Here is a 22410-nt window from a genome sequence, read left to right as displayed (position 1 = left end):
CGTCAGTGCTGCTCGGTGCCTTCGCAGAGCTTGGTTTCTCGCCCCTCGCCCTGGGGCGAGAAGCCCAAGTGAGCCTCAGTTCACCGTCCGCCGCGTGCCCGGCAGGTCGAGCGAAAAGGCGGGGATGGCGACGTCGAACGTTTCGCCCCGCTTGTTGCGCATCGTGTAGTGGCCGACCATGATGCCGGATGGCGTCGAGAGTGGGCAGCCAGACGTATACTGATAACTATCGCCGGGATTGAGTTCAGGCTGGTCGCCGACAACGCCGGCGCCGCGCACCTCTTCGACCCGGCCGGTGCCGTCGGTGATCTGCCAGTAGCGCGACAGAAGCTGCACGAATTCATCCGACTGGTTGTCGATGGTCACCTGGTAGCCCCAGACATAGCGGTTCTCCGACGGGTCGGAGCGATCTTCCAGATAGAACGGCCTGACCTGCACTTCGATGTCGCGCGTGACGGCGCTGTACATAAATCACTCCACACTATGCAGACGGAACATTCGACCCTCTCCGCAGTTCGGTCAACGGGGTGCGTCTCCTCGGTGTCTGCCATCGTTGCCCGAATTTGTTAAGCGCAGGTGCCGAACAACAATGTCATTTAAGTGACACGTGACAATGATGGTGTGCAGGGTCGGGGATGGCGTGCAGGGCCGGGCGACTCAGCATTCTGTCGAACTGTTGAAAACGGCTTTCATGCGGCCGGTTTTTCTGGAGCGACCAGATATTGATGGAATTGACAGTCACAGCCGCCTTGCTTTCCATAGCTCTGCTTGTTGTCAATCTCGCCAGCATCCTGCTCGCTTCGTTGAAGCTGAAGCGGCCTGGCAGGATCACGCCGCCAGCCGCCAAGGCGCCGCCGGTGTCGATCGTCGTGCCGTCGCGCGGCGTCGAGCCGTTTACCGAGGAGACGCTCGAGCGCGCCTTCTCTCTCGACTGGCCGCACTATGAGCTCATCTTCTGCGTCGCCCATGCCGACGACCCGGTGGTCGGGCCGATCACGGATGCGATCGCCCGCTTTCCGGCCGTGCCGGCCCGGCTGCTGGTCGGCGACGACCGCATCAGCGGCAATCCGAAACTCAACAATTGCGTGAAGGCCTGGGAGGCCGCGCGCCACCACTGGGTCATCCTTGCCGATTCCAACGTCCTGATGCCGAGGGACTATGTCCAGCATCTGATGACGGCATGGCGGCAGGACACCGGCCTCGTCTGCTCGACGCCGATCGGCTCGCGGCCGGACGGGTTCTGGGCGGAGGTCGAATGCGCTTTCCTCAACACGCTGCAGGCGCGCTGGCAATATGCCGGCGAGGCGCTCGGCCTCGGTTTCGCCCAGGGCAAGAGCATGCTGTGGAACAAGCCATTGCTCGACGCCAATGGCGGCATCCGTGCGCTTGCCGCCGAGATTGCCGAGGATGCCGCCGCGACCAAGCTGGTCAACGGGCTCGGACTGCGCGTCAATCTCGTTGCCGCGCCCTTCGAACAGCCGCTCGGCTTGCGCACATTTGGCGAAATCTGGTCGCGCCAGGCCCGCTGGGCACGCCTCCGTCGCGTCACCTTCCCACTGTTTTTCGCGCCCGAGATCCTGATCGGAGCGGCGCCGCCGCTGGTGCTTGCGCTGGTTGCGGCAGCAGGCGCCGGTTTCAGCCTGCCGGCTACCGCCATCGCCGTGCTGATAGTCGCCTATCTGCCGGAATGCGCTCTCGCCTCGGCCAAGGGCTGGCACCTGTCGCTGCGCATGATCCCGGCGATGGTTGCGCGGGACGTGATGCTTCCCGCCATCTGGGTGCGCGGCTGGCTCAGCGGTGCCGTCGACTGGCGCGGCAACACGATGACCATCCAAACCAGCGCCGTTGCGGAATTGGAAGAGACGCCGTCGGGCGCCTGACCCCGCCTGCTTTGCAGATCAGAGCGCAGCAGTTCGGCGCGTATCCCTACCTGGCGGCTTTCAAGGCCTGCTCGATGTCTTCGAGCAGGTCGTCAGTGTCCTCCAGTCCGACGGACAGCCTGAGCGTGCCTGGCCCGATGCCAAGTTCGGCCCGCGCCTCGTCGCTCAGATTCTTGTGTGTCGTCGTCGCCGGATGGGTGATCAGGCTCTTGGCGTCACCGAGATTGTTGGAGATCAGCACGACATCGAGCGCGTTCTGGAAGGCGAAGGCCGCCTGCTTGCCTCCCTTGACGTCGAGGCAGATCAGCGTCGAGCCGCCCGACATCTGCTTCTTGACGATCGCCGCCTGCGGGTGATCGGCGCGGCCGGGATAGATGACGCGGACAATTTCCGATCGCTCGGCGAGGAAGTCCGCGATCCGGCCGGCACTTTCCGTCTGCTGGCGCACGCGCAGCGGCAGCGTCTCCAGGCCCTTCAGCAGCGTCCAGGCATTGAAGGGCGAGAGGCTGGGACCGGTGTGGCGGAAGTAGTCGTGCAAATTCTCGTCGATCCACTTCTTGTCCGACAGGATGATGCCGCCGAGGCAGCGCCCCTGGCCGTCGATGTGCTTGGTCGCCGAATAGACGACGATATGGGCGCCGAGTTGCAACGGCTTCTGCTGCAAGGGCGTGGCAAAGACGTTGTCGACGATCAGCCGCGCGCCGATCGAATCGGCAAGCGAGGCTACGGCTGCGATGTCGACGACCTCCAGCGTTGGATTGGTCGGGCTTTCAAGGAAGAACAACCTGGTGTTGGGCCTGACCGCCTTTTCCCAATTGGCGATGTCGGTGCCGTCGACCAGCGTCGCCTCGATGCCGTATTTCGGCGCCAGCGTCTCGACCACCCAGCGACAGGAGCCGAACAGCGCGCGCGCCGCCACGATGTGGTCGCCGGCCCGGGCACTGCACAGCAACGCCGCCGTCACCGCCGCCATGCCGGATGCGGTGGCGCGGGCATCTTCGGCACCTTCCAGCGCACACATGCGCTTCTCGAACATGTCGACCGTCGGATTGGCATAGCGCGAATAGATGAAGCCCGGTTCCTCGCCCTTGAAGCGGGCTTCCGCCGCCTGCGCCGTATCGTAGACATAGCCTTGCGTGAGATACATCGCCTCGGAGGTTTCGCCGAAGCCGGAACGCAGCGTTCCTGCATGCACGAGGGCGGTCTGAGGCTTCCAGTTGCGCGTTTTGCTCGTCATCACCTTGTTCCAAACAGAAAAAATGGTCCAAACACAAAAAAACCGGCCGCGAAAGTCGCAACCGGTCGTACGGCCTTTCGGCCCGACGGTCCTTTAGCGACTTGTTTAACGTGGCTGCAAGCCGACCGGCCAAATCACCACGGGATAACGATCCTTTAGACCTGCACCGCGCTTGCGTCAATTGCCGGCATGATTAAGAGGTTTGTACCAGCGGGTTCCACGGCAAGAACCTGCGACAAGACGAGACCACGCCCGGCCTTCGAGCGGAGCCAGACTTTGCGGCAGACAGGCATTCTTCCGGATCAGGATATTTCCGCGCTGTACCAGTCGGGCGCGCTGAAGTCGCCGCGCGCGCTCGACGCCGACCAGGTCCAGCCGGCCAGCCTGGACCTCAGGCTTGGCGACAAGGCCTGGCGGGTGCGCGCCTCCTTCCTGCCCGGCCCCAACCACAGGGTTGCTGAAAAACTCGACCGCCTGAAGCTGCACGAAATCAATCTCACCGATGGTGCGGTGCTGGAGACGGGCTGCGTCTATATCGTGCCGCTGCTCGAGAGCCTGGCGCTTCCGGCAAACATTTCCGCCTCGGCCAACCCAAAAAGCTCGACCGGGCGGCTCGACATCTTCACCCGCGTGATGACCGATCGCGGCCACGAGTTCGACAAGATCGCTGCCGGCTACAACGGCCCGCTCTATCTCGAAGTCAGCCCGCGCACCTTTCCGATCGTCGTCCGCGCCGGCTCGCGGCTGTCGCAGATCCGGTTCCGCACCGGCAATGCGCTTTTGTCGGAAAGCGAGCTGCACGAATTGCACCGTGCCGAGACGCTCGTCGCCACCGAGCCGCCGAACATTTCCGGCGGCGGCATCGCACTGTCGATCGACCTCGACGGCGACAAGGACGGGCTGGTCGGCTACCGCGGCAAGCACCACACCGGCCTGGTCGATGTCGACAAGCGCGCCGCGCAGGATGTCGTCGATTTCTGGGACCCGCTCTACAAGAGCGGCGCCGGCGAACTGGTGCTCGATCCGGACGAATTTTATATCCTCGTCAGCCAGGAAGCGGTGCATGTGCCGCCGCTCTATGCCGCCGAGATGACGCCCTTCGATCCGCTGGTCGGCGAATTCCGCGTCCACTATGCCGGTTTCTTCGATCCGGGTTTCGGCCATTCGGCCTCGGGCGGCACCGGCAGCCGGGCCGTGCTCGAAGTGCGCAGCCACGAAGTGCCGTTCATCCTCGACCACGGCCAGATCGTCGGACGGCTGGTCTACGAGCACATGCTGAAGCGGCCGCAGGCGCTCTACGGCACAGATCTCGGCTCGAACTATCAGGCGCAGGGCCTGAAACTGTCCAAGCATTTTCGCGCCGCGCGCTGATCGCCCACTATGATCAGACCATGCTTGCCTGACCTTACGGGTCGTGCTTGGCTGTCTTAGCCGTCAATACGGTTGGAACAAGGGGAACAAAAAATGCAGATTTCAAGATGGATCGCATCGGCAGCAACAGCCGTCATGCTGGCGATGTCAGTCGGGTCGCTGTCGGCGCAAGCACAGGAAAAGTTGAAGATCGCCACTGAAGGCGCCTATCCGCCGTTCAACACCATCACCGCGGATGGCAAGCTCGTCGGCTTCGACATCGACATCACCAATGCGCTTTGCGCTCAGATGAAGGTCGAATGCGAACTTGTCACGCAGGACTGGGACGGCATGATCCCGGCGCTCCAGGCCAAAAAATTCGACGCCATCATCGCGTCCATGAGCATTACCGAGGAGCGCAAGAAGCAGGTCTCCTTCACCAACAAATACTATACGACGCCGCTTTCGCTGGTGGCCTTGAAGGACAGCGATATTGCCTCGACCGAACCGGCGGCACTCGCCGGCAAGACAGTCGGCGCCCAGGCTTCGACCACCCAGGCCGACTATGCCCAGGATGTCTATGGCAAGGCCGGCGCCGAGGCGAAGCTCTATCCAACCCAGGAGGAGGCGGTCGCCGACCTGATGAACGGCCGTCTCGATGCCGTCCTTTCAGACAAATTCGTGCTGATGGACTGGATGAAGAAGTCGAGCGACGACTGCTGCAAGATGGTCGGCGACGTCAAGGGCACGGAGACCGAAGCCGGTATCGCCGTGCGCCAGGAAGACACTGCGCTGCGCGAAAAGCTCAACGCCGCGATCGACGCGATCGTCGCCGACGGCACCTACAAGAAGATCCAGGCCAAATATTTCGACTTCGATATTTATTGAGAGGTCGAAGCTGCCAATCTCCCCCCTTGAGGGGGAGATGGCCGGCAGGCCAGAGGGGGTCGGTCCGGCCGGGCCCGGCTCTCTTTATCGCAGACGCAGGGGGCTGGCGCTCTACGCGAGACGACCCCCTCTGTCGCCCTCGGCGACATCTCCCCCTCAAGGGGGGAGATCACGCCGTCACAGCGCCTTCACCGCCACCTTCACCGGCTGCTCGATTTCAAGCGGGTTGCGCAGCGGCAGGCCGAAATCCTTGGCCTCGATTTCGAAGACATCGCCGGCCTCGGTCCTGACGCCGTCGGCGAAGGACAGTGTCGCGGTGCCGAACATGTGCACATGCACGTCGCCCGGCTGGCGGAAGGCCGAATATTTGAAGTGGTGATGTTCTAGATTGGCGATGGTGTGCGACATGTTGGCCTCGCCCGACAGGAACGGTTTTTCCCACAGCAGCTGGCCGTCGCGGAGGATGCGCGAGGAACCCCTGACGTCGGACGGCAGCTCGCCGATCAGGATCTCCGGCCCGAACGAAGCGTTGCGCAGCTTGGAATGCGCGAGGAAAAGATAGTTCACGCGCTCGGTGACGTGATCGGAAAACTCGTTTGACAGCGTGAAGCCGACGCGGAACGGGACGCCGTCGTCGCCGATGACATAGATGCCGGCGACTTCCGGCTCCTCGCCGGCATCCTCGGCGAAGGCGGGCGACAGAAGTGCCGCACCGGGCGCCACTGCCATGGTGCCGTTGCCCTTGTAGAACCATTCCGGCTGCACGCCGGTCTGGCCCTTGGCCGGCTTGCCGCCCTCCAGCCCCATGCGGAACATCTTCATGGAATCGGTGAGTTGCTCCTCGCCGTCGCTGCTGAGCTTCTTGTGCATGGAATCGCGGGTCGCGGCGGAGCCGAGATGTGTCAGCCCGGTACCGGTGAGGTGGAGATGCGCCGGGTCGGGATGGTTGATCGGCGACAACAGCCGCCCCTTCTTGTAGGCGGCATCGAGGTCGACCGCTTCACCAAAACCCTTGCGCTCGATGAGGGCGACAAGCCCGGTGCCGGTGCGCGCGGCCTCCATCGCCAGCGAATAGACGCTGCGGGCGCCGTTGATGATTCTGGTCTTGCCGCCGTTGCGGGCGACGACGCGGATGGTCTCCGCCTCGTCGAGGATCTGGGAAATCAGCATGACGTACCCTCTCTCAATTGCCTTGGCCGGCCTGCCGGTCTGGCCAGCTTTTCCTGGCGCAGCTCGGACGTTGTCCGCGCCACGGGTGAAATTCTTCGTCCGGATTGCGCTCGCGGGCCCGGTCCCCTGGGGGGACTTCCTTGCGTCGCCCGGCAGCGCCGCGATGTGACCCGTGCCTCCTAAAAGCGCGCCGCGTTTGAAAACGGGCCCGCTTTAATCCTTGCTTTTATGCGTGCCGTTGTCCCAACACGCTGCACATTTTTGGCGACATGCATGAGTTCCCTCGCCCTCAAGCCTTGTTCTTGTTGTAGACGTCGAAGACCACGGCGCCGAGCAGCACAAGGCCTTTGACCACCTGTTGCCAATCGACGTTGACGCCCATGATCGACATGCCGTTGTTCATGACGCCCATGATGAAACCGCCGACCACCGCGCCAACAACCTGACCGACGCCGCCCATCGCCGAAGCGCCGCCGATGAACACAGCGGCGATGACGTCGAGCTCGCTGCCGAGGCCGGCCGCCGGCACCGCCTGGCCAAGGCGCGCCGCAATAATCAGCCCGCCGAGCGCCGAGAGCACGCCCATATTGATGAACACCATCAGGGTCAGCCGCTCGGTCTTGATACCCGATAGCTGCGCCGCCTTGGCATTGCCGCCCATTGCGTAGATACGGCGGCCGACCGTCATGCGTTTGGTGACGAAGACGAACAGCGCGATCAGCACGCCCATCACCACGAGAACGATTGGCAGACCCCTGTAGGTGGCGAATTGGTAGACCAGAAACAGCGCCAGGGCGCTGGTCACCAGGGTCTTGACGACGAACAGCGAGAACGGCTCGGCTTCGTAGCCGTGCCGCTCGCGGCTGCGCCGTGCCCTGAGCCCGAAATAAGCATAGGCGACCACGGCAATGAGGCCGAGCACGATCGTCGTCATGTGCAGCGTCAGGCCGCTGCCGACGATTGTCTTGCCGGCGGCGTTCACCACCGGCGGTATCAGCGTCAATGAGCCGATCACGTCGGGAATGAAGCCGGAACTGAGCGCCTTGAAGCCGACTGGAAGCGGCCCCACGGAAGACCCCCCACCCAGCAGCGCCTGGCAGATGCCGCGGAAGATCAGCATCCCCGCCAGCGTGACGATGAAGCTCGGTATTCGGTGATAGGCAATCCAGTAGCCTTGTGCCGCGCCGATTGCACCCCCGACGATCAGGCAGATGATCGACACCACCAGCGGATTGCTGAAAGGGCCGAGCGGCCAGATGACCATCATCATCGCCGCCAGCGCGCCGATGAAACCGGCGACGGAGCCGACGCTGAGATCGATATGGCCGGAGACGATCACCAGCAGCATGCCCAGCGCCATCACGATGATAAAGCTGTTCTGCTGCACCAGGTTGCTCAAGTTCACCGGCTTGAACAACGTTCCGGACGTCGTGTACTGGAAGAACACCATGATGGCGATAAGCGCCAGGATCAGACCGTATTCGCGCAGGTTGGTGACCAGCGCCGAGACGGCAATGCGCGGCCCTTGCTGCACATCTTCGGCGACGCCGCTTTTCGGGACGGGACCGCTTTCGGTGCTCATGATGCTTTTCCTTCTCCGCGAACGATGGCGCGCATGATCTTTTCCTGGCTGGCATCACTCGCCGCCATTTCGCCGACGATACGTCCTTCGTTCATGACATAGATACGGTCGGTGATGCCGAGCAGTTCGGGCATCTCGGACGAGATGACGATGATCGCCTTACCCTCCGAGGCAAGACGCGCGATGATCGTGTAGATTTCATACTTGGCGCCAACGTCGATGCCGCGCGTCGGCTCGTCGAGGATCAGCACCTCCGGATTGGCGAACAGCCACTTCGACAGCACCACCTTCTGTTGATTGCCGCCCGACAGATTGCCGGTCATCTGATAAACGCTGGACGAGCGGATGTTGGTCTTGGCCTTGTAGTCGTTGGCGACGGCGAGTTCCCGCATGTCGTCGATCACGCTATGGCGCGACACGCCGGGAAGATTGGCCAGCGTGATGTTGTGCTTGATATGATCGATCAGGTTGAGACCGTAGGTCTTGCGGTCTTCGGTGACGTAAGCAATGCCGTGTTCCACTGCCTTGCTGACTGAGGAGACATCGATGGGCTTGCCCTTGAGCAGCACCTCGCCGGTGATGTGGCGGCCATAAGAGCGGCCGAACAGGCTCATCGCAAATTCGGTGCGTCCGGCGCCCATCAGCCCGGCGATACCCACCACCTCGCCCTTGCGGACATCGATATCGATACCCTTGATCACTTGCCGCTCGGCATGGATCGGATGATAGACCGACCAGTTCTTCACCTGCAGCACGACCTCACCGATGTCAGGCTCGCGCGACGGATAACGGTCGTCCAGCGAGCGGCCGACCATCGAGGTGATGATGCGGTCTTCCGAGATGTCCTTCTTCGCCAGCGTCTCGATCGTCCGCCCGTCGCGGATGATCGTGACCTTGTCGGCGACCCGGTTGATCTCGTTGAGCTTGTGCGAGATCAGGATCGAGGTGATGCCCTGCCGCTTGAATTCGAGCAGCAGTTCGAGCAGAGCCTGGCTGTCCTTTTCGGACAGGCTCGCCGTCGGCTCGTCGAGGATCAGCAACTGCACTTCCTTGCTGAGCGCCTTGGCGATCTCGACCAGTTGCTGCTTGCCGACGCCGATATTGGTAATCAGCGTCTTGGGGTCTTCCTTAAGGCCCACCTTCTTGAGCAGGGCGCTGGTGCGCGTCTCGTTGGCGTTCCAGTCGATGATGCCGTAGCTGGCGTGTTCGTTGCCGAGGAAGATGTTTTCGGCGATCGACAGCATCGGCACCAGCGCGAGTTCCTGGTGGATGATGACGATGCCGCGGCGCTCGCTGTCGTGGATGCCTTTGAATTGGCACTCATCGCCGCGATAGACGATTTCGCCGTCATAGGTGCCGGCTGGATAGACGCCCGACAGCACCTTCATCAGTGTCGACTTGCCGGCGCCGTTCTCGCCGACAACGGCGTGGATCTCGCCTTCCTCGACGCTGAGGTTGACATTCGAAAGCGCCTTGACGCCGGGAAACGTCTTGGTGATGTCACGCATCTCCAAAATCGTCGAGGCCATCGGCAATACCACTCCTGCGAGGTCCGGAAACATACCGGGGTCGTTCACTGACGAAAAGGGGCCCTGCGTTGCGCAGGACCCCGGGTTTTACGTCTGCGGTTACTTCAGTTCTTCGGCCTTGATGTAGCCGGAATCGACCACCAGTTCCTGGTAGTTCGACTTGTCGACCTCATGCGGCGTCAGCAGGATCGAGGGGACGACCTTGACGTCGTTGTTGTAGGTCTTGGTGTCGAGGCCTTCCGGCTTGCCGCCCGAGAGCACCTTGTCGACGAGCTCGACCGTCGCCTTGGCGAGTTCGCGGGTATCCTTGAACACGGTCGAGTACTGCTCGCCGGCGATGATCGCCTTGACCGAAGCGGTTTCGGCATCCTGGCCGGTGACGATTGGCCATGGCTGATCGGCCGTGCCGTAACCAACGGCGCGCAGCGAGGCGATGATGCCGCGCGACAGGCCGTCATATGGCGAGAGCACGCCATCGACGCGGCTGCCATCCGAGTAGTGGGCGGAGAGCAGATTGTCCATGCGGGCCTGGGCGGTGGCTGCCAGCCAGCGGAGCGTGCCGACCTTGTCCATGCCCATCTGGCCGGACTTCACGACGAGGGTCTTGTCGTCGATCAGCGGCTGCAGAACGGACATGGCGCCGTCGTAGAAGAAGAAGGCGTTGTTGTCGTCAGGCGAGCCGCCGAACAGTTCGACGTTGAACGGACCCTTGTTCTCGGGATAGCCGAGGCCCTTGAGCAGCGATTTCGCCTGGATGACGCCGACGCCGAAATTGTCGAACGTGGTGTAGTAGTCGACATTCGGGGTTTTCTTGATCAGCCGGTCATAGGCGACGACGACGACGCCGGCGTCAGCCGCCTTCTGCAGCGCGTCCGACAAGGTGGTGCCGTCGATCGAGGCGATGATCAGTGCCTTTGGGCCCTTGGTGATTTCGTTTTCGAGCTGGCTGAGCTGATTGGGGATATCGTCCTGCGCATATTGCAGGTCGACAGTGTAGCCCAGAGCCTCGAGCTGGGACTTGACGGCGTCGCCGTCGTTGATCCAGCGCTGCGAGGTCTTGGTCGGCATCAGCACGCCGATGAGGCCTTCGCCTGCCTGCGCCGGGACCGTCATGGCCGCGATGCTAAGGGCCGCGACGGCGGCCAGTGTCTTGATGATCTTCACATTAACTCTCCCTGGTTGATGGACGCGCACCCTGGGTTTCGTGGGCCGCGCGATCGTGCAGGAGCGCCAAAACGCGCCGCTGCCGCCAAATCGATCTCCGGTATCCTCCCAATCGGCCCCGAGACTCTGGTTCCGGTCGATGCGATTTTTCTCGCTGGCGACGGTCAGGTTTCAGGACGCGCAAAGGTGTGGCGCTTTGCCATAACTGTCAAATGCGATCTTTGGTAGTTGCTATACCCAAACTGGTATACTGAAAGTGGCCAAAAGAATTGAAAGTAGCCAAAAAGATCGGGCCGGGATTGCCGGCCGGCCACCAGCGAGGAGCAAACGGACATCATGGCGGCGCTCCGGGATTTTCACGGACTTTCAGAGGGTTATGGGGAACGTCCTGGCAAGAGTGAGACCTTGCTTCGCAGCGGCCTCAGTCTGCGCCACATGCGCATGATCGCAGCCCTCGACGACCATGGCCGGGTCAGCGCGGCAGCCCAGGTCATGAACATCTCCCAGCCCGCCGCCTCGCGCATGATCGCCGAGATGGAGGCGGTGCTCGACGTCAAGCTGTGCGAGAGGCTGCCGCGCGGCATCACGCTGACGCCCTATGGCAAGGCGTTGGCGAGGCGCGCACGTTCGATCCTGCTCGAGATGCGCGAGGTCGACCGCGAGATATCCGAGCTCAAGGCGGGCAAGGGCGGCTCGGTGTTCCTGGGCGCGGTGACGGCCCCTGCAATCGAGCTCGCCGTGCCGGCGATCCGCGAGATCCGGCGCATCTATCCGCGTATCGAGATCACCATGCAGGTCGAGACCTCCAATGTGCTGGCGCGCGAACTGATCGCCACACGTCACGATTTCATCATCGCGCGCATCCCCGAGGACCTCAATCCGCGGCTGTTCGAGGCCCGCGTCATCGGCGTCGAGAAAGCCTGCCTCATCGTGCGCCGCGGCCACCCGCTGGCCAAGGGCAAGGCGGTGCGGCTGGAGGAGACTGCCGCCTATGACTGGGTTTTCCAGTCGGGCGGCTCGCCGCTGCGCCAGGCGATGGAGAGCAATTTCCTGAACCGCAACATCGCGCTGCCGGACCGCATCCTCAACACCAGCTCGCTGCTGCTCACCCTGGTCATGGTCGCGCAGTCGGACGCCATCGCGCCGGTGTCGATCCAGGTGGCGAAGTTCATCCAGAACCCCGAGGGGCTGGCCGGCGCCATCGACGTCGTCCAGACCGAATTCGACATCGAGGTCAGGCCATACAGTCTGATCACCGTAAAAAATCGCGTGCTTTCGCCGGCGGCCAAGATGCTGCACGACTTCATTTTGCGCGAGGTGGGCTGACGGCGTTAAAACAAGCGATCCATTGCCAATCCACTCTTCGGCCATGTCGCTTCAATCCCGGGTCGCTTCAATCAGAATATCGCTCGAGCGAAGGAACCACACCGGGCCGTGCCGCGTCATAGAAGCGGGCTCCTGTTGCAGGGCCCAGGGAGCTATCGATGATCAGGCTTCTCCTCGTCTTCGCCGCGATGCTTGCCGTCGCGTGCGGCGGGGCGCGTTCGGCCACGCTGGACCTGGCGACCGTCAATCAGGCCCAATTCACCGCTGGCGAACCGAAGGAGGTCGATCCGACGCTGCTCAAGGCGCAGATTCTTTTGGATCGCGCCCGCTTCTCGCCAGGGCTGATCGACGGTCGCCTCTCAGAGAACTTCGCCAAGGCACTAGGCGCCTTTCAGCAGGCGAACGGACTCCGATCCGATGGCAAGCTCACTGCGGAGACCTGGAGCAAGCTCACGGCGACCTCCGCCGACCCGGTGCTGGTCACCTATGAGGTGACGCGCAAGGATTTGCGCGGACCTTTCACCAGGCGTATTCCGGCTCGCATGGAGAGGATGGCCCGTCTGCGGCGGCTCGCCTATCGCAACGCGTTGGAGAAGCTGGCGGAGCGCTTCCATGTCAGCGGAAAATTGCTCAGGATGCTCAATCCGGGCGCCGGCTTCAGGAAGCCCGGCAAGACCTTGATCGTGCCTGATGTTGGCCGCGGCGATCCTCCCGCCGGCGTAGCCGGCATCGAGGTCGACAAGGGCGCTCGCCTGGTGCGCGTGCTCGATCCTGCCGGCAAATGGCTCGCAGTCTACCCCGCCTCGATCGGCAGCGATGAAAAGCCGGCGCCAAGCGGCACGGCGCAGGTCAAGCGCGTGGTGCGCAATCCGACCTATCACTACGATCCGGATTTTGCCTTCAAGGGAGTCAAGACCAAGCGTCCCTTCACCATCGCCGCCGGGCCGAACAATCCCGTGGGATCGGTGTGGATCGATCTCTCCATCGAAAGCTACGGCATCCACGGCTCGCCCGAACCTGGCAAGATCGGCACAACCTTCTCGCATGGCTGCATCCGATTGACCAACTGGGATGTCGAAGATCTCGGCTCCATGGTGCAGCCGGGCACGAAAGTCGAGTTCAAGGACGAGATCGCCCGCGCCGTCGACGAGCTTGCCCCGTAGCAAAGCGGACTGGCCCGCCACCTGCTCTCGCAAGGCCCGGGCGCGCGCCGGAGACGATGCCGGATGACGTCCTATGGACCCGGCCTTCAGGCCGGTGGCGAGCTACGAGGTGGCTGAAGACCCGTCCGACGGCAAACGATCGCGAATGGCTTCCTCGGTTCGCTTTGCCGTCGATTCGACAACTTTGCCGACCTTGCCTGCCAGCGTGTCGGCATCTCCACCCGAGCCTTGCCGGTCGGCCTCTTCCTTGACCGTTTTGTAGGTCTCGGCGGCAACTTGCTTTGCTTGCTCCAGGCCCGTTTCGAAAACCTCCTCCGCACTGTCGCGAATTTTGTCGCGGTAGGCGCCAAGTTGCTCATCCTCTGTGGCTGTGTGGGGCAGCATCACCCCGATGGCAGTGCCCAGCGCGAGGCCGAATGCGGCAAGGGCCAGCGGTTCGCGCTCGAACAGGTCTTGTGCCGATTGGCGCGTCCGAGCCGCTATGTCGCTGGCGCTTGAGCCGAGCTGGCCGGCGGTGTTTGTCATCCTCTCCTTGGCCCCCGTTGCGGCGTTTGCCGCAGCTTCGGCCGCGCCGCTTGCTGCCGATGTGACCGAACCGGCGGTATCCGAGAGCATCGCCCCGATTCCGGACGCTTGGCTGCCCTGGCTGGAATCATCGCCGCGCCGGTCGGAGAACGCGTCACCAGCCGTGCCTGTCCGATAAGCGGCAGCTGAGTTGGTGGCCGACGGGCCATTGCCGAGCATCAGCCAGGCCAGGCCGGCTCCAATCAACGTCAGCGCCAACGGGTTGTCCCTGACTTGCGACTTGAGGTTGCCAAGCATGGCAGATCCCTCGCCGCCTGCAAACATTCCGGTAAATTCGTCGAGCAATTGACCCGGTGTCATCTTGCTGCGGATCGATTCGGCGGTGTCTGCTACTTTGGCCCGGGCGATGTCGGCATCGCGTTCAAGCTCGGCTGCGGATTTGTCGCTCATCTCATTTGATCCTTGATCACGCGTGCATCGCGCTTCAGTTGGTCTTGTGTGCGATCGGGCGTCAGCTCGGAAGGAGCCATGCTTTTCGTGCCGGAGCGCAAGAGAATGACCCCCAATACCGCGACAATGATCCCGACCAGCAGCGAGGACCATCCCGCTCCCAGGCCGGCACTCGCCAGGGCGATTACAAGTGCTTGCAAAAGCACCATCAAGGCGGCGAGAAGGCATATTGCGCCGGCCAGAACCTCGGCGGCGCCTGCGCCGGCCTTGGTGATTTTTTCCGACATTTCGGCCCGCAGCAGCCTGCTTTCGGTTTGAAGCAGGGTTGTGACCTGCTGTGCCAGATCGCTGACGAGGGTTGCCAAGCCGCGACTTTCCTGGTTGTTGGTCATGACTTCCGCTCCAGGCTTTCGCCGGCCAATTCTCCACCGGCCAATTCATCGCCGGGCCTGTCGTCTCTGGGCTGCCCGTCGTCTCTGGGCTGCCCGTCGTCTCTGGGCTGCCTGTCGTCTCTGGGCTGATTGTCGTCTCTGGGCTGATTGAAGCGGGGCGGCGTCGTGTCAGGTGCCTCTGCCGATCGCGTGCCGGACTTATCCGAGTTCGAAATCGTGCCGGAAGGCCGTCCCGATCGACGCTGTGCTTCGGCGCGGGCAGATGGCGGCGAGCTCTTGATAAACCGCCCCAGCGCCAAGCCTGCCAATACTGAGCCGGCTATCAGTGCCCCTGAGTTTTCGCGGCCGAACGACCGCATCTCGCCAAGAACATCTTCGAATGGTTTGTCCTTCAACGAAGACGAAAGGCGTTCAAGCGAGCCGGCGGCATCGAGGGTGAACTTCGAAGCGGTCCGTTGATCATTATTGGCCAGATGCTCACTCGCTGCTCGCAAGGCTCCGCTAAAGGCCTTTAGGTTGGAACTGATATCGCGCTGTGTTCCCTCAGCCTTGTCGAACAACGCCTGCTTCGCTTCAGCAGCGTAGTCGCCCGCCTTCCTGGCGAGTTCGTCGCGAGCGTCGTGTAGCACCTCTGTCGCGGTCTGCGTTTCCTGCTGGAGCCGTTCGGACAGTTCGCTTCTGGTTGTTTCGAAATCGGCCGGCTTACGGCCCTGATCGTCTTGGCCCTGCATGGTATCTCCTAATGGAATCCGAGGAAGGAGAGGATCGCAAGCACGACGACGACAAGACCGATGAGATAAATGACACTGTTCATGGCGGCAATCTCCTCCATTGCCTAACGAACTTGCCGGGGGCAAACATGTTCCATCATTTACAGCTAAAATAGCAATCGCTAACCAATCGCTGAGCCGGGTGAGGTCTCTGGGAACTTCGCACGCGCCGTGAGCCAAGACGCGGACCTAGGCGGGCCATGCGGAGCGCCTCGGTGCACCGGACCTCAAAGGCTCATGGTCGGCTGCATAATGACGCGCCACGCCTAGCTCTCATTGAGGTCAAAGCTCACCGGAAGGTTGTAGTCTATTGCACGATTGGCAATCATGTTCGCCAGGTCGGAATCTGAGACCGAACATGCCGGTACGATCTGTTTGAGCGCCTTAACGGCGAGCCCCGTCGATATGAAACTATGGCGCCGCCTCCGACTATTTACATACTGTTCGATGAGATTTTCGAGTTCACGCATGTGCAATCCTTCTTTGACGTCAACTGTGCCAATTGAACCCAGCCGTAATCGATCCGGGGCGAGGGCTCATTCACATTGTTTAGTTGACGAGAAATCTTGATGCCGCATCAGTGCGCCGACACGTCCTGGCCGAGGGCGGTCACCGTGGCTCATGGAAGAGGTTTAGGTACGTCGCATCAAAGTCGGCTAGTAAGGCCAATCGCTGGAAATCAAGGATAACAATCCTCCGGTCTTTCCAGGTAACCAAGTCCTTCGCTCGAAGCTCCTGCAGCGTCCGATTCACGTGAACTACAGATAGACCAAGCACGTCGCCCATTTCCGCTTGCGTCAGTGGAATAGCGAACGTCTGGTCAGAGGCCAATCCGACTATCTCTAACCGGACATACAATTCGCAAATTATATGTGCGAGATGCTGTTTGGCGGAGCGACGCCCGAGGCAGGTTATCCAAGTCCTTTGGATCGAGGCGTCGATAGTCGTCGAAAGCCAGAGCATCCGGGTGAGATGTGGACTTCCACCCATTGCTGTAAGCAGGTCTTTGTGTCGAATGAAAACTACATTGCACGAACCCAGCGCGCTCACGCTGTGATCCATCACTTTTAGCAGTAAACTATGCAGGTCGACAAAGTCTCCCGGCACGTGAATTGCCGTTATTTGACGCTTTCCTTCCCGAATAGCCTGGTTTCGAACGGCGAACCCATTCGCGACAAGGCAGCTTTCGGTGGGGCGGGATCCCTCCCTGACGATCTCCTCATTGGGTCCGAAAGTTACCGGCCGAACCGGAAGAGCCTCAATGAGCGCGATCTCGTCTGGCGGCAGGGTGTCGCGGCGGTCGAGCATGCGAACCAGGAGGTCTTTGCCGAACATCGCGGTGCCTTTGAGCAGATCAGGCGTCGAGTTCCAGCGGCTCGTGCCAGTTGACATGCCGCAGGTCCCGAGCATCTACGACTTGGCCGCCTGTCGGACACAGATAGAAAAGGTCGCTCTCATGTTTGACTTCTTCGCTATGTCGCTTGCCGGTCATGGGTGGCTCTGGTTGTGAAAAGTTCGGTCGTCGTTCGAGATCCGTTCTTGTGTGGTCACGGCATTTCCGAGCTTCCGAGCCTCCCGATACAGGGTCTCGCGATCATTGCCGTGCTTGCCAAAGAGCTCGCGGATCTGCGGTATTGAGAGGCCGAACTTGGTAGCGAAATAGCGGAATTCATAGTCTTGGTCGCCCGCGACGCGGTTTCCGTCGCCAGAACCTCTATTGCCCTTGTCGTCGGCCATTTTGGTTCCTCCCTGGCTGGCCTTCAGATCAAACGCAACGCGGATCGGCATCTTTTGTTGCCGCCTCTTATTAGAATCACGTTATGTTCTGTTCAGCTGATATAGGCCGCTCACCTGGACCTGATCATGTGGTCCTGTGAGGTGCGGCGCCGGCCGGCCCGACTGGGTAAGCTGGAGCGGGTAGCGGGAATCGAACCCGCGCGTTCAGCTTGGGAAGCTGACAGGCTACCATTACATCATACCCGCGCAGCAGCCTCGTTACCACGCAAGCCGGCATTCGGGCAATCGTTATGCGTGCACTCGTGTGCACTCATGCCTTGCCAGCCGCCAGACTGTTATTCCGTCGTGGCAACGGCATCGTCTGAGGCAAAGGCCGGCCAGTATTTCGAAATTGCCAGCGTGGCCCCGACGGTAGAAAAATGGCCGTAGTCGAAATAGAGGAACTGGCCTGCGTCGGCGTAGGAGCAGCGTCCGGCGCTGCAGAGGAAATTCAGCGGATCGATGAAGGTGGCGCCTTTGGTAAATGCGCGCACACGGTTGTTGATGTCGGGATCCATGGCCATTGGCCACGATGTATCATCGAGATTTTCGCGCTTTGCGAAGAACGCGATTTTCCGAACATCGGTTATGAACTGTGGAGACTGGCCGATGACAAACACGCGCACACCCAGAGCACGAAGCGTATCGATCGTTTGCTGGAGACCGTCGAAACTTCTGGCCTCATAATCGGTCCACCGACCGCTGAGTACAACCGTCTTGATGCCAGCGTCCTGGATAATCTTCAGGGCTTGCTGATTGAACCGCATGCAATCCGGGCGTCCATAGGAGAAGTAGGAGAGAATCGGGGGACAGCCCGCGTAGGTGTATTCGACGATATTGGCCCGGAGTTGATTTATGTTGGCGTCCAGGCCTGGAACATAATGGGCGGCGAACGAGTCACCCCACAACAAAACGGTTGTAGGGAAGCCGCGTGTGCGCGTGCAATCCTCGATATTCCAGTTTTCGATCCGGCTGCCGCCCTCGTTGAAACAGGTGCCATTGCCCCAGTCCCCGACAGGAATCCGCTGTTGGACATAGTCTGGAAAGCGTTGCGGAAAGCCGTTGCCGAGCGCCCCGGCCGCCCCGCCAAGGCAAAGAACAGCGATTGCGCCCGCTGAAAAGGCGAAGATGGGCGCTGGGGCGGTGAAGCTCCTTTTCTGCCGAAACGGCTGCTCGACGTATTTCCAGGAAAACGCAGCCAGCGCGAAGCTTGCTACCGTCAACGCAACGGTCATCGACGGGTCGAATTCTTCCAGTGAGAGATAGTGCGCAAACGCATTGATCGGCCAGTGGACAAGATACAGCGAATAGGAGATGAGGCCGATCCAGACCAGCGGTCGGACTTCGAGCAGGCGGGTAATGATCGTCGAGGGGCTGTTTTGGCCGACATAGATAAGCAGGACCGTTCCGACGCAAGGATACAAGGCGTTGTAGCCCGGGAACGGATCGCTCTCCGAAATCGTGAAGAACCCGATGGCAAGAAGGCCAAATCCGGCCAACCCGAGCAGTTCCATAACAAACCGGCTGCTCAGGGGCGGGGGGCGTTTCAGCATGAGCACGGCGCCCAGCATGAGCTCCCAGATCCGTGTCGGCAGCAGGTAGAATCCCGCGTTTGGCGCCAGCCACGTCGCCATGACCGCCAGCACGAAGCTGCCGAGGATGATCGGCAGGAGTGTCGTCAGCCAGCGTTTGCCAAAATAGCGATAGATCAGGAACATCAGGATCGGGGCAAAGATATAGTACTGCTCCTCGACCGAAAGCGACCACGTATGCAACAGCGGTCGGAGCTCGGCATCGATCGAGAAGTAATTTGACGTTTTCCAGAAATAGATGTTCGACCAGAATGTCGAAGCCGCTATGACGCTGAGACTGAATTCATGCAGATCCGACGGTAGAAGAATGAACAAGGCCGCAATACAGGTGAGAAGCGTGACAAAGATCAGCGCCGGCAGGATGCGCCGGGCGCGGCGCCAGTAGAAGCTGACGATCGAAAACTGGCCGCGTTCAAGGTCGTCCAGCAGGCTTCCGGTGATCAGGTAACCAGATATGACGAAGAAGATATCGACGCCGGTAAAGCCGCCTGGAATTGCCGAGATGCCGAAATGGAAGAGTACGACCGGTAGTACCGCAACGGCCCGAAGACCATCGATATCGCGCCTGTACTTCATTCAAGAAGCCCTGTGTTCGCAAGTCACGGTGAGGCAGCGCAGTCCGTCCATCACCGGGCGATGAGTCTGGCAGTTCGATATCAACTGGTTACCCTCTGTCGCCCAATTTTGCTGCACTGCAACATAAGTGTCAAGAGCACAATTCGGCAAAGCGCCGACCGCAGCAACTGAGCGATCGCCTTGATGCCGGGCGGCCAAGTGCGTATTTCTGGAGCTGTGCCCGAATCGGGGCAACCGAATCTGGAGACACGCCTTGTCCGCACTGACGCGCTTTCTCGGCGACACGCCGCTCCGGGTGCTCCTGAAGCTGCTGGTGCTGTCGTTCCTCGTCGGCCTTGTCATGAACGCTTTCGGCTGGTCGCCGATGGATGTGCTCTACGGCATCCGCAATGTCTTCGTCGACCTCTGGAACCTGGGCTTCCGCGCTATTGACCGTTTCCTCGGCTACATCCTTCTCGGCGCGGCGATCGTCATTCCAGCCTTCATCCTGCTCAGGATCGCCAACTACCGGAAATAGAGCGGACGCCGAACCGAAGGTTAGCGTGCGATAACGGAAGCCGGATTCGAGGCCAAAACCGTAAGGCGGTTAGGCGAAGCCTGAGGCCGTTTCGAACAGGATGGCGTGGCGCGCGGCCAAAGCTGCCACGTCAGTCGAATAGCCTCCGCCGATAACGCCGCAGACCGGGATGCCGAGCGCGCGGAAATGACGGATCACCATGTCGTCGCGCGCACGCAGCCCGTCGTTCGACAGCGACAACCTGCCGAGCCGGTCCTCGGCATGAACGTCGACCCCGGCATTGTAGAAAACGATGTCCCAGCGCGCCCTGGCGGTGAGTTCCGGCAGGATGCCGCCCAACCTTTCGAGATAGGCCGGATCGCCGATGCCGTCGGGCAGGGCGATATCGAGGTCGGAAGCGATCTTGCGCGTCGGATAGTTACGATCGCCGTGCATGGAAAAGGTGAAAACGCGCCGTTCAGCGCCCAAAATGTCGGCCGTGCCGTCGCCCTGATGCACGTCGAGATCGACGATCAGGATATTGCCGGCGGCTGCTTCGGCAAGCAGCACCAGTGAAGCCACCGCAACATCGTTGAAGGTGCAGAAGCCGGCGCCTTGCGCGCGCCGCGCATGATGGCTGCCGCCGGCGGTATTGCAGGCGATGCCGTTCAGCAACGCCAGCCGCGCCGCCAGCACGGTGCCACCCGTTGCGAGCTGCGCCCTGAGCGAGACGCGCGGGCCTACCGGAAAGCCGATCTCGCGCTCGATTTTTTCTGGCACTTCGCAGGTCAGCACCTGGTCGACATAGCCGGCGGCATGGGCAAGCTTCAGCCATGATGCCGGGGCCGGCTCGGGCATGTTGAGCGCGGCGGGGCCGGCCAGTCCGCGCGCGCCCAAGGCTTCCATCAGCAGCTTGTATTTGCTCATCGGAAAACGATGGTTGACGGCAAAACCGGCGTCGTAGTCGGGATGATGAACGATCTGCAGGGGCATGAGCGGCAGCTTTTTAGAGCGACTTCGGGTTAGAGCGGCTTGGATGCCCATCGCTCGAGGCTGGTATCGCGCAACTCGCGCAGTGATTTGAGCCGTTGCATGTCGGCGAACCGGACCATACCCGCAACAATGCGGCCCGGCAGTGCCGGCCCGGCATAGATCATGCCGGTGTAGAGCTGGACGAGATCGGCGCCGGCGCGGATCTTTTCGAGTGCCGTCTCGGCGGAATCGACGCCGCCGACGCCGATGATGGCGGGGTCCGGGCCAAGCAGTTTGCGCATCTTTGCCAGCACGATGGTCGAGCGCTCGAACAGCGGTTTTCCCGAAAGCCCGCCGGTCTCGCCGGCAAGATCGGCGCTGCGCAGCCGCGGCCGCGCGATGGTGGTGTTGGAGACGATGACGCCGTCTATTGCTTTCTCGGTGACCTCGGCGGCGATGTCCTCCAGTTCGGCCTCAACCAGATCCGGCGCGATCTTCAGAAAGATGGCCGGCTGCGCGGCCGCTGCCGCACGTGCGGCCACGACGCGCGACAGCAACTCGCCAAGCTGTTCACGCGCCTGCATGTTGCGCAGGCCCGGCGTGTTCGGCGAGGAGATGTTGACCGTCAGATAGCTGGCGTAGGGCGCAAACCTGGCAACGCCGCGTTCATAGTCACCGACGCGGTCTGTGCTGTCCTTGTTGGCGCCGATATTGACGCCGACGATGCCGGCGCGGCGCTTGCGGGCGGCAAGCCGTTGTTCGGCGGCCGCGTGACCCTCGTTGTTGAAGCCCAGCCGGTTGATCACCGCGTCGTCGGATGTCAGCCGGAAAATGCGCGGCTTCGGGTTGCCGGCCTGCGGCAGCGGCGTGATCGTGCCGACCTCGGCAAAGCCGAAGCCAAGGCCAAGCAGCGCATCGGGAACCTCGGCGTTCTTGTCGTAGCCGGCGGCCATGCCGAGCGGATTGGGGAAATCGATGCCGCAGACGCTGATTTTCAGCCTGTCGTCGCGCACGGGTCTCCCGCCTATCGGCAGCCCGCATTTCAGTACCGCGATCGACAGGCCGTGGGCGGCTTCCGGATCGAATGCGAACAGGAACCTCTGGCCGAGCCGGTCGAGCACGCTCATTCGGCCTCCAGCGTCGGGAATTGGTGCAGGCCATCGGTGCCGAACGGCAATGGTTGCACCCAGACGACGGCGTTGAGGTCGAGCGGGCCGTAAAGATGCGGGAACAGCGCACCACCGCGCGAGACCTCGTATTTCAGCGCATCACCCAGTCTGGCTCCATCGACGGCGACCAGCAGCAGCCCGGTCTGGCCGGCAAAGTGTTTTGCTGCGGTTTCCCTAGCCTGGCCGGCGGTGGAAAAATGAATGAAGCCGTCGGCGACATCGATCGGCGCGCCGGTGAAGCGGCGATTTCTTTCGGCCTCGCGCCACAGCGGTTCAGGCACTATCTTGTAGATAAGCTGAGACATGGTTGCGCTATAGTCCGAACCAATCGTACGGGGAAGAGGCAAGCAGGTTCCGGAAAAGTGTCACACGGTTTTCCGACAGGAACCTGCGTCAAGGTAAA

At 61.6% G+C, this 22410-nt stretch carries 22 protein-coding genes, 1 tRNA gene and 1 riboswitch; of the genes, 6 read left to right on the top strand and 17 right to left on the bottom strand.

The annotated features are described in order from the left end of the window. Positions 1-75: 75 nt before the first annotated feature. A complete protein-coding gene (apaG, locus tag AC0L17_RS22555; protein WP_023802187.1) occupies positions 76-468 on the bottom strand; it encodes a Co2+/Mg2+ efflux protein ApaG in 393 nt (130 codons plus the stop codon). Positions 469-725: 257 nt separating this feature from the next. Here apaG and AC0L17_RS22550 point away from each other — a divergent pair, with 257 nt between their 5' ends. Next, positions 726-1880, top strand: a complete 1155-nt coding sequence (locus tag AC0L17_RS22550) for a ceramide glucosyltransferase (protein ID WP_473517454.1) — start codon at positions 726-728, stop codon at positions 1878-1880. A gap of 46 nt (positions 1881-1926) precedes the next feature. On the opposite strand, the gene AC0L17_RS22545 is transcribed toward AC0L17_RS22550, so the two are convergent. Further along, entirely contained in the window at positions 1927-3117 is a 1191-nt protein-coding gene (locus tag AC0L17_RS22545) for an O-succinylhomoserine sulfhydrylase (RefSeq protein ID WP_473517453.1), read from the bottom strand. A gap of 73 nt (positions 3118-3190) precedes the next feature. Beyond that, a riboswitch (SAM riboswitch) is annotated at positions 3191-3268 on the bottom strand. A gap of 125 nt (positions 3269-3393) precedes the next feature. Between AC0L17_RS22545 and AC0L17_RS22540 the strand changes: the two genes are divergently transcribed. Both AC0L17_RS22540 and AC0L17_RS22535 read left to right on the top strand, forming a co-directional pair. Beyond that, positions 3394-4488 carry a 2'-deoxycytidine 5'-triphosphate deaminase gene (locus tag AC0L17_RS22540; RefSeq protein ID WP_023802190.1) on the top strand — a complete coding sequence of 365 codons (1095 nt, stop codon included), beginning with the start codon at positions 3394-3396 and terminating at the stop codon, positions 4486-4488. Positions 4489-4581: 93 nt separating this feature from the next. Next, entirely contained in the window at positions 4582-5355 is a 774-nt protein-coding gene (locus AC0L17_RS22535; RefSeq protein WP_091600343.1) for an ABC transporter substrate-binding protein, read from the top strand. Positions 5356-5532: 177 nt separating this feature from the next. Here AC0L17_RS22535 and araD1 read toward each other — a convergent pair whose 3' ends face one another. From araD1 to chvE, 4 genes are all read right to left on the bottom strand, one after another. Further along, the gene (gene araD1, locus AC0L17_RS22530; RefSeq protein ID WP_023802192.1) at positions 5533-6525 is read right to left on the bottom strand and encodes an AraD1 family protein; all 993 of its coding nucleotides are present in this window, start codon (positions 6523-6525) and stop codon (positions 5533-5535) included. 289 nt (positions 6526-6814) lie between these two features. Then, positions 6815-8107: a multiple monosaccharide ABC transporter permease gene (gene mmsB / locus AC0L17_RS22525; RefSeq protein ID WP_473517452.1), complete on the bottom strand. Its 1293-nt coding sequence runs from the start codon at positions 8105-8107 to the stop codon at positions 6815-6817. Beyond that, positions 8104-9636 (bottom strand): multiple monosaccharide ABC transporter ATP-binding protein, encoded by a 1533-nt coding sequence (gene mmsA / locus AC0L17_RS22520; protein ID WP_473517451.1) that lies wholly within the window; start codon positions 9634-9636, stop codon positions 8104-8106. Before mmsA ends, mmsB begins: the two co-directional genes overlap by 4 nt. 99 nt (positions 9637-9735) lie before the next feature. Further along, complete coding sequence (chvE, locus tag AC0L17_RS22515; protein ID WP_473517450.1) at positions 9736-10800, bottom strand: multiple monosaccharide ABC transporter substrate-binding protein; 1065 nt, start codon at positions 10798-10800, stop codon at positions 9736-9738. Between the two features lie 336 nt (positions 10801-11136). Here chvE and AC0L17_RS22510 point away from each other — a divergent pair, with 336 nt between their 5' ends. Then, entirely contained in the window at positions 11137-12126 is a 990-nt protein-coding gene (locus AC0L17_RS22510) for a LysR family transcriptional regulator (protein ID WP_091600229.1), read from the top strand. Positions 12127-12284: 158 nt separating this feature from the next. Further along, the gene (locus AC0L17_RS22505) at positions 12285-13289 is read left to right on the top strand and encodes a L,D-transpeptidase family protein (protein ID WP_473517449.1); all 1005 of its coding nucleotides are present in this window, start codon (positions 12285-12287) and stop codon (positions 13287-13289) included. A gap of 102 nt (positions 13290-13391) precedes the next feature. On the opposite strand, the gene AC0L17_RS22500 is transcribed toward AC0L17_RS22505, so the two are convergent. The 8 genes from AC0L17_RS22500 to AC0L17_RS22465 all read right to left on the bottom strand — a co-directional run bounded on the left by AC0L17_RS22500 (position 13392) and on the right by AC0L17_RS22465 (position 19370). Then, the gene (locus AC0L17_RS22500) at positions 13392-14264 is read right to left on the bottom strand and encodes a hypothetical protein (RefSeq protein ID WP_473517448.1); all 873 of its coding nucleotides are present in this window, start codon (positions 14262-14264) and stop codon (positions 13392-13394) included. Beyond that, the gene (locus AC0L17_RS22495) at positions 14261-14656 is read right to left on the bottom strand and encodes a phage holin family protein (RefSeq protein ID WP_473517447.1); all 396 of its coding nucleotides are present in this window, start codon (positions 14654-14656) and stop codon (positions 14261-14263) included. The genes AC0L17_RS22500 and AC0L17_RS22495 overlap by 4 nt, the downstream gene beginning before the upstream one ends. Beyond that, positions 14653-15387: a hypothetical protein gene (locus AC0L17_RS22490; RefSeq protein WP_473517446.1), complete on the bottom strand. Its 735-nt coding sequence runs from the start codon at positions 15385-15387 to the stop codon at positions 14653-14655. The genes AC0L17_RS22495 and AC0L17_RS22490 overlap by 4 nt, the downstream gene beginning before the upstream one ends. 305 nt (positions 15388-15692) lie before the next feature. Beyond that, on the bottom strand, positions 15693-15896 hold the full coding sequence (locus AC0L17_RS22485; RefSeq protein WP_051407927.1) for a hypothetical protein: 204 nt from the start codon (positions 15894-15896) through the stop codon (positions 15693-15695). 139 nt (positions 15897-16035) lie between these two features. Continuing rightward, complete coding sequence (locus AC0L17_RS22480) at positions 16036-16818, bottom strand: Crp/Fnr family transcriptional regulator (protein ID WP_473517445.1); 783 nt, start codon at positions 16816-16818, stop codon at positions 16036-16038. Between the two features lie 96 nt (positions 16819-16914). Continuing rightward, positions 16915-17163, bottom strand: coding sequence for a DUF3606 domain-containing protein (locus tag AC0L17_RS22475; RefSeq protein WP_473517444.1), 249 nt, complete (start codon positions 17161-17163; stop codon positions 16915-16917). Between the two features lie 172 nt (positions 17164-17335). Next, positions 17336-17409 (bottom strand) — tRNA-Gly (locus tag AC0L17_RS22470). An 89-nt stretch (positions 17410-17498) separates the two neighbouring features. Then, positions 17499-19370: an acyltransferase family protein gene (locus tag AC0L17_RS22465; protein WP_473517443.1), complete on the bottom strand. Its 1872-nt coding sequence runs from the start codon at positions 19368-19370 to the stop codon at positions 17499-17501. Positions 19371-19623: 253 nt separating this feature from the next. On the opposite strand from AC0L17_RS22465, the gene AC0L17_RS22460 reads away from it, so the two are divergent. Continuing rightward, a complete protein-coding gene (locus tag AC0L17_RS22460) occupies positions 19624-19887 on the top strand; it encodes a DUF6460 domain-containing protein (RefSeq protein WP_027155530.1) in 264 nt (87 codons plus the stop codon). A gap of 69 nt (positions 19888-19956) precedes the next feature. Here the strand turns inward: AC0L17_RS22460 and AC0L17_RS22455 are convergent, their stop codons facing one another. Genes AC0L17_RS22455 through AC0L17_RS22445 form a run of 3 tightly spaced genes read right to left on the bottom strand, consistent with a single transcriptional unit; the run spans position 19957 to position 22312 of the window. After that, complete coding sequence (locus AC0L17_RS22455; RefSeq protein ID WP_473517442.1) at positions 19957-20859, bottom strand: histone deacetylase family protein; 903 nt, start codon at positions 20857-20859, stop codon at positions 19957-19959. Between the two features lie 29 nt (positions 20860-20888). Beyond that, positions 20889-21965, bottom strand: a complete 1077-nt coding sequence (locus AC0L17_RS22450; RefSeq protein WP_473517441.1) for a quinone-dependent dihydroorotate dehydrogenase — start codon at positions 21963-21965, stop codon at positions 20889-20891. Further along, positions 21962-22312, bottom strand: a complete 351-nt coding sequence (locus AC0L17_RS22445; protein ID WP_473517440.1) for a DUF952 domain-containing protein — start codon at positions 22310-22312, stop codon at positions 21962-21964. The genes AC0L17_RS22450 and AC0L17_RS22445 overlap by 4 nt, the downstream gene beginning before the upstream one ends. Between the last annotated feature and the right edge of the window lie 98 nt (positions 22313-22410).

This window comes from Mesorhizobium sp. WSM4829 (assembly GCF_055811475.1).
Note: the sequence above shows the minus strand (reverse complement) of the source record. Positions and strands in the feature narration are given on the sequence as shown.